Raw genomic sequence first — 6725 nt, forward strand, 5'->3', positions numbered from 1 at the left:
GGGTTAGTGGCCATAAACCGATACACCGCCCCGGCCAGAGCGCTTGGTGAAGTACATGCTTTGATCGGCGGCGTCGATAAGCTCCCGTTCATCTCCAAACCCGCCGTCGGTGAGGCAGGCCACGCCAATCGATACGGACACGTAAAGCGGCTCTTGGTCTACTCGGGCCATGGGCCGCTCCTGCAGCCGCCGGGTAATACGCTCAGCAAAGCGCCGAGCACCCTCGGCATCTTCATCGGGAAGAATCACCAGAAACTCTTCACCACCATAGCGGCCTGCAAGATCGCCCACGCGAATTAACGAGGCGAGCATCCTGCCGAAGTGAGCCAGCACCTGATCACCCGCCTGATGACCATATCGGTCATTCAGCACCTTAAAATGATCCAGGTCGATAAACACCACCGACATGGTTCGTTCGGTTGTGAGGCAAAGGCGGAAGCGTTCCCGTAACTGCTCCTCTAGCCAAGCGCGATTCGCTAATTGGGTTAGCGGGTCGAGCCGGCTGCGCTGTTGCAGCTCGGCATAATCGTTGAGCAGCGTTTCCCGCGCTTTTTGCTGAGCATCTAAGCGTGCGCTTAGTGATAAGGTGTGTTCAAAAAGCCGCTGCTGGGCCTCTTTTAGCAGGGCGACGCTATCAACGGTGACCGGCATGCCCAGCCCGAGCGTCTCCATCAGCGGTGGAAGCGTTTGCTGTAAATGGGCCAACAGCCCCGACATGGCCCACTCGCTTGATGGGGTTAACGCGTTGAGCTGGCGCATCACGCCGGCTAAAGCGTCGGCAGGGTTCGCCGATAACCAAGCATCCGCGATGGCGCCGGAGACGCGTAGGCAAAGTGCCGCGTTATCTTCCGTATCCAGGCCATCGTGACTGTGTTGAATGGCGTGAATCAAGCCGTCATGGGCACCCCATTTCGCCAGCAACCAAGCGCCCACAAGGGCGTGGTGGCAGCCAAAATAGCGCTTTTCCACCTGCATAATGTGTTGATGGGAGGTGTTCTCGATGCCGTAGAGTCGCTCTGCGTCGCCGGGGTAAGCGGTTTGTAACGCTAAAATACCAATATCTTGCAGCAGCGCCGTGGTGAATACGCTGCCTGATTGGTGAGGACAAAGCTGCTGTGCGAGATAGCTGGCGGCGACGGCCGCCGTGATAGATCGCTGCCAAAACGGTAAGCGACCGCGTGCGCCATGATCGTTTTCAAACAGGCAAAAGCTCAATACGGTAGCCAGGGTGACATCTAGCCCTATGCGCTGTGTGGCATCAAAACACGTATGGGGGGGCTGTGCCGCGCGCAGGTAGTGAACGCTATTGGCCACGCTCATGATCCGCGCGGTTAACGCGGGGTCATGTTCGATGGCACTGGCATAGTCGCTCAAAGTGGCCTCAGCGCCCCGAGAGATATCCAGGATGTTGAGGGCGACCGCCGGTAGAGTAGGCAGCCGCTTACACTGAAGCAGCGCGCTGCTAAGAAAGCTGGGCAGCTGGTCAGTTAGCGAGGTGTAGAGTGTTTCGCTGACGGCAGTAGGCCCCGTCATAGTGTCTCCTCAAATGCCGTGCAGCGAAGCGGGCAGTCAACATAATATCGATAGATGTTTCTAACATAATGTTAGGGGTGGCCGATATCGTTTATGGCCCCAGTGTTCTTCCATAAGGTAGCTGTTTATGGTGCAAATGTCGCTGTGCTTTGTTAAAACGGAGGCAAAGCTTAGCTGCTCTATAACGACATAAGTGAGTGTGACGATGCACACAAGGAAAGAAGAAGCAGAGGTTTTTCGTCAGCTAGCGGAAGGTTTTGGGCCCAGTGGTCATCCCAACTTCTTCGCTATCCTGGTGGAGCAGCTGGCTCGTCTACTCAATGTCGACCACGCACTGGTCGCCGTGGTCACTGAAGCTAATATAGCCGAAACCTTGGCCGTTTGGTCAAGCGATGCCCTGCAGGCCAATATTACCTACCCTCTTGCGGGCACGCCCTGCGAAACCGTGGTGGGCCATGAGCCCTGTCTGTACGCCTGCGATGTGCAATCCCGCTTTCCAGAAGACGATCTCCTAAGCCAGCTCGGTGCCGATAGCTATATGGGGTTGCCGCTATTCGCCCCAGATGGCACCGCCATTGGTCTGCTGGCAGTGCTCCACAATCAGCCAATACAGTTTGATGGATTGGAAAATGAAATTCTGCGTATTGCGGCCGCCCAAGCTGGCGCTGAATTAGGGCGTCGCCAAGCGGAAAATGCGCTACGCAAAAGCGAAGCCGCTGCCAAAGAGAACGAACGTCGGCTCAATACCCTGCTGAATCACCTACCGGGGATGGCTTACCGCTGCCTGAATGATAACGACTGGACCATGCAGCTAGTGAGCAAGGGTGCTGAAGCGCTGACCGGCTATCGGCCTGATGAGCTTGAGAATAGTCGCATCACCAGTTTTGCGAATTTAATCCACAAAGAAGACCACGACCGGCTGGTTAAAGCCGTGCAGTCCGCCATTCATCAGCGACGCCCTTATCGCATGACGTTCCGCATTCGCCATCGCGACGGCAGCGAACGCTGGATGTGGGAGCAAGGGCAGGCCATTTTTTCTGATGAGGGCGACGTGCTCTGCCTGGAAGGTTTTATTACCGACGTGACCGACCAGCAAGAGGCACAACGGGTGCAGCAGGCGGTGGTGCAAGTTGCCTCAACCGTCACCTCGCGGGTAGGGGATGACTACTTTCAGCAGCTTATTTCTACGCTCACCACGCTGTTAGAAGCCGATGCGGGCTTTATTGCCCTCTTAGACCAACCTGTGCCGTCTCAACAGAGCGAGCACACTCACCCCAATAGCCTATTGCCTGCGACCACAGGCCATACCGTAAGCTTAGTGGTCGACGGCCAAATCCGTAAAAATCACACCTTTCTTTTGCGTGACACCCCCGTCGAACGGGTGGTGTTAGAGCAAGAGAGCGTCGTGCATCACGGCCAGCGGTTCACGCTGCCGGGAGCGACGCTGAGTGCGCAGGCATGGATTGGTCGACGCTTAGATAACGCAAAAGGCGAAGCCATCGGAGTGATGATGGTGTTTTATCAAGCGCCCCTCACGACAAATGCCTTTGCGACATCGGTGCTACAAATTCTCTCCAACGGTGCTGCGGCGGAGCTAGAGCGACGCCGCGATCACCGCCATATGCACCAGCTGGCCTATACCGACAGCACTACCGGTTTGCCAAACCGGGTGCAGTTTATGGAACACCTGCGTGAGATGGGCCAGCAGGCCCAAAAGCAGCAGTCGCCACTGGCATTACTGCTGCTCGATTTGCGTCGTTTTAAAGAAATTAATGACCTGTACGGCCATCAAATTGGCGATCAGCTGCTGGCCACTGTGGCAGGAAGGCTACGCCATTTAGAGTTGCCGGGCGTGCACTGTGCGCGGCTTTCTGGCGATGAGTTCGCGCTCCTTTTCCCCCATACTGAACGTGCCAGCCTTGATGAGGTGGTGAAGCAGCTATGTGCGTTGGTGAATCGGCCTATTCGTCTGGATCGCCACGTGTTTAACCTGGATGTCAGCATTGGCTTCGCGCGTTATCCGAGCGATGTAGCTAAAGTCAGCGAACTGTTCAACGCGGCTAGCATCGCACTGCATCACGCCAAAAAGCGTGATACGAATATCTCCCCCTACACCCAGGCCATGCGCCATACGCTGGAGCGCCGCCAATGGATGACCGAGCGGCTGCATCGGGCAATTTTAGAAGGGCGGCTTGAGCTCTACTTTCAGCCTCAGGTAGATCTACATACCCAAACGCTGACCGGGGCAGAAGCGCTATGCCGCTGGCACGACCCCGAATGGGGCTGGGTTAGCCCCGGTGAGTTTATTCCCCTAGCGGAGGAGCGCGGGCTGATTCGTTTACTCGGCGACTGGGTGCTGAAGGAGGCTGCTCGCCAGCTTAGCGCTTGGCAGTCGGCGAGCACGCCGCTGCCGGGACGGCTTTCGATTAATATCTCCGCGCAGCAGTTTGCCGACCCCCGGCTGACGGCGCATATTGCGACGCTTACCTCCAGCGTTTCACCCAGTGCGATTGGCTTGGAACTGACGGAAAGCGATTTTATGCGCGACCCGGATCAAGCCATCATCATTACTCATGCCATGCGCAAAGCTGGGTACGCACTGTTTATCGATGATTTTGGCACCGGCTACTCATCGCTCTCGTATCTGCGCCGCTTTGCCGCCGACGCGCTGAAAATCGATATCTCCTTCGTGCGCGATATGCTCGATAACCATCACGACCGAGCGATTGTGCAAACGATTATTGCCATGGCGAACACATTAGAAATGAAAACCCTCGCCGAAGGGGTTGAAAGTGCCGAGCAAGCGGCGCTGCTGGCTGAGATGGGCTGCAATCAGGCTCAGGGCTACTGGTTTGGAAGACCGCTGCCCGCCGATGAGTTTGCCCGCACTTGGCTAAACGGCTAGCGCGGCGTTTAGATTGGCGGGCAGCCGCAACTACCTCTGTTACTAAGGTGATTTAACTGCATGGTCAGGTTTGCCAGTCGGGCCATAGCGTCTCCTTGAAGGGCTCTGCTGGCAGAGCCCGCTATATGACTAAGTTATGAGGCTGGGCAAGGAGCACCGACGTGCAGAGCCGCCGCAGACATGGCGGGGATATTCAGCGTGAGCTGACCATTCTCCACCGTGATACATTGCTCTTCGGCCGTCACGTTTTGATAGCGGCCATCTGCCATATCGGTTTGAAAAGTGTGGGTGAGCGCTTGCTGCTCCCGGTTAATCGCAATAAAGCCCTGGGCTTCGCGGCTGAAGGCGATTTGATGATGGCCATTATCCCACCAGTGGGTGACCTCTGCGCCTTCGGCTTGTTGGCGAAACGCGACCATATTGGCAATCTCGGGCCAGCGGTGTTCGCATACCCAGGCTTCCCCACATTGGGCCTCGCCCTGCTGGTAGACGGCGACTTGCGGTGGGCCTTGGTCGCTATTAGAAAAAGCGTAGCTTGACATGACTTTCGGGTAACCATAAGGCCATGCCAGCATAAACATGTTGGCTAAGCGATAAAGCACGTCATCTCGATGCGTCAAAATATTGCTGCCGCCCGCACCGTGGCCACGCTGGTTATCGTGGTTGTCGGTAAATACGACGGCTTGTTCGCTCGGCAGCAGGGCAGGCGATTCGCCAAACTGCTGAAGGTTGGCAAGGGCTTGATTGTTGAAAATATCACCAAGAGACGCGCCGTAGCGAAACTCGGTGATATCCCCCGTGCCTTGATACTCCGTGGCACTGATCGCTTCGCCCCCTAGGTCAATCACTTCCTGAAAGGCATAAAGCGGAGCGTCTACCTGCGCCAGAATTTCCGCAATATCGCTGGGTGCCATATGCTTGGCTGCATCGATCCGAATACCTCCCACACCCAGTGCTGCCAAGGTATCCAAGTAATCCGCAATACGGCTCTGCACGGTGGGGTCGCTCGTGTTCAGATCGGGCAAGCCAACTAACTGACATTGTCGAACGCTTTCGGCATTTTGCGCATAGTCGCTCTGTTCGATGCCGCAGGGTTCGTGGAAGTCGTCGCGTTGATAATGGGGATAGCTCAGTGCTTCACTGTCATAAGAGGAGCCTGCAATGCCCAGGCCCTTGCCGTGGGCAACATGGTTAATCACCGCATCCGCATAAACATCGACCCCCGCTGCGTTACAGCGCTGCACCATATCAGCAAATGCTTCGCTGGAGCCGCTGCGGCTTTCAAGTTGATAGCTGACCGGTTGGTAGCGAGTCCACCAAGCATCACCCTGAATGTGCTCTTGTGGGGGCGAGACCTGTACGGCTTTAAATCCTTTTGGGCCTAGCCAATTTTCGCACTCCTGGGCAACATCCTCCCACTGCCACTCAAATAAGTGTACGAACGTGTCGGCGCTAGCAGGTTGCGCGGAAAGCCCTATGCTCAGTGTCGCGCTGGTAGCCAGGGCAACGGAGTATTTCGCAAACATAAGATCACCTTTGTTGTCATTGTTGCTCATAACATGACGGTATGCAGGGTGACTCAAACCCTCCTCGCGAGCCTGTTAAGGGGCGTAGATAAGAGGAGGAGGGCGCCTACTTGTGGAAAACGTCAGCAAAAACCCGCGTGAACCCTCGCCCACTCGGGCGGGGAGGTAAGCGGGGGCCGCACAAGCGGCCCTATTCTGGTGTCTTCTGTCCCTGCACATAAGCCTTGAGCGTCTCGATAGTGGCTCCGCCTGCGCTACAAGCGAAATACGATCTCGACCACAGCACGGCGCTCTTGCTGAGGCGCGGAATATGGGCATTCAAGAACCGCACCCGTCGGGACGACGTGGATTTCAAATTGTTGACCAGCACACTGATCGACAGCCTCGGCGGATATTCCACGAGCAGGTGAACATGGTCTTCTTCACCATCGAACTCAAGGATGCGGCAGTCGAGTTTTTCGCAAGCTGATTCAAATGCCTCTCGGAGCTGCCCTATCATGTAGCCGTCGAACACTTTGCGCCGATACTTCGTCGTAAAAACAAGGTGGACGACTAGCCGAGTGACGCTATGCCGCCCTCGCCGATAACTTTCATACACACTCACTTTACATTCCTCGTTATAGTCCTTAATCTCTGGCTATTATAGCAGTGAGCACTGACATGCTGAAGGCCACCAAGGTACGCATCTATCCCACGACCGAGCAGGCGGAGTTCCTGAACCGCCAGTTCGGTGCGGTACGTTTCTGCTACAACACCGGCCT

At 56.1% G+C, this 6725-nt stretch carries 5 protein-coding genes; 2 read left to right on the forward strand and 3 right to left on the reverse strand.

Going from position 1 to position 6725, the window contains the following annotated elements; all coding sequences use genetic code 11:
- Positions 1 to 3: 3 nt before the first annotated feature.
- Positions 4 to 1533, reverse strand: a complete 1530-nt coding sequence (locus tag L1249_RS13330; protein ID WP_228168958.1) for a sensor domain-containing diguanylate cyclase — start codon at positions 1531 to 1533, stop codon at positions 4 to 6.
- A gap of 205 nt (positions 1534 to 1738) precedes the next feature.
- Here L1249_RS13330 and L1249_RS13335 point away from each other — a divergent pair, with 205 nt between their 5' ends.
- Positions 1739 to 4438, forward strand: a complete 2700-nt coding sequence (locus L1249_RS13335) for a bifunctional diguanylate cyclase/phosphodiesterase (RefSeq protein ID WP_228168957.1) — start codon at positions 1739 to 1741, stop codon at positions 4436 to 4438.
- A gap of 134 nt (positions 4439 to 4572) precedes the next feature.
- Here the strand turns inward: L1249_RS13335 and L1249_RS13340 are convergent, their stop codons facing one another.
- On the reverse strand, positions 4573 to 5964 hold the full coding sequence (locus L1249_RS13340; protein ID WP_228168956.1) for an alpha-amylase: 1392 nt from the start codon (positions 5962 to 5964) through the stop codon (positions 4573 to 4575).
- Between the two features lie 190 nt (positions 5965 to 6154).
- On the reverse strand, positions 6155 to 6562 hold the full coding sequence (tnpA, locus tag L1249_RS13345) for an IS200/IS605 family transposase (protein ID WP_371858625.1): 408 nt from the start codon (positions 6560 to 6562) through the stop codon (positions 6155 to 6157).
- Between the two features lie 62 nt (positions 6563 to 6624).
- Between tnpA and L1249_RS13350 the strand changes: the two genes are divergently transcribed.
- Positions 6625 to 6725, forward strand: a 101-nt coding sequence (locus L1249_RS13350) for a helix-turn-helix domain-containing protein (RefSeq protein ID WP_235253631.1), incomplete at its 3' end; no start/stop codon positions are given.

The organism is Halomonas sp. Cn5-12 (genome assembly GCF_021532545.1).
Classification (GTDB): domain Bacteria; phylum Pseudomonadota; class Gammaproteobacteria; order Pseudomonadales; family Halomonadaceae; genus Vreelandella; species Vreelandella aquamarina.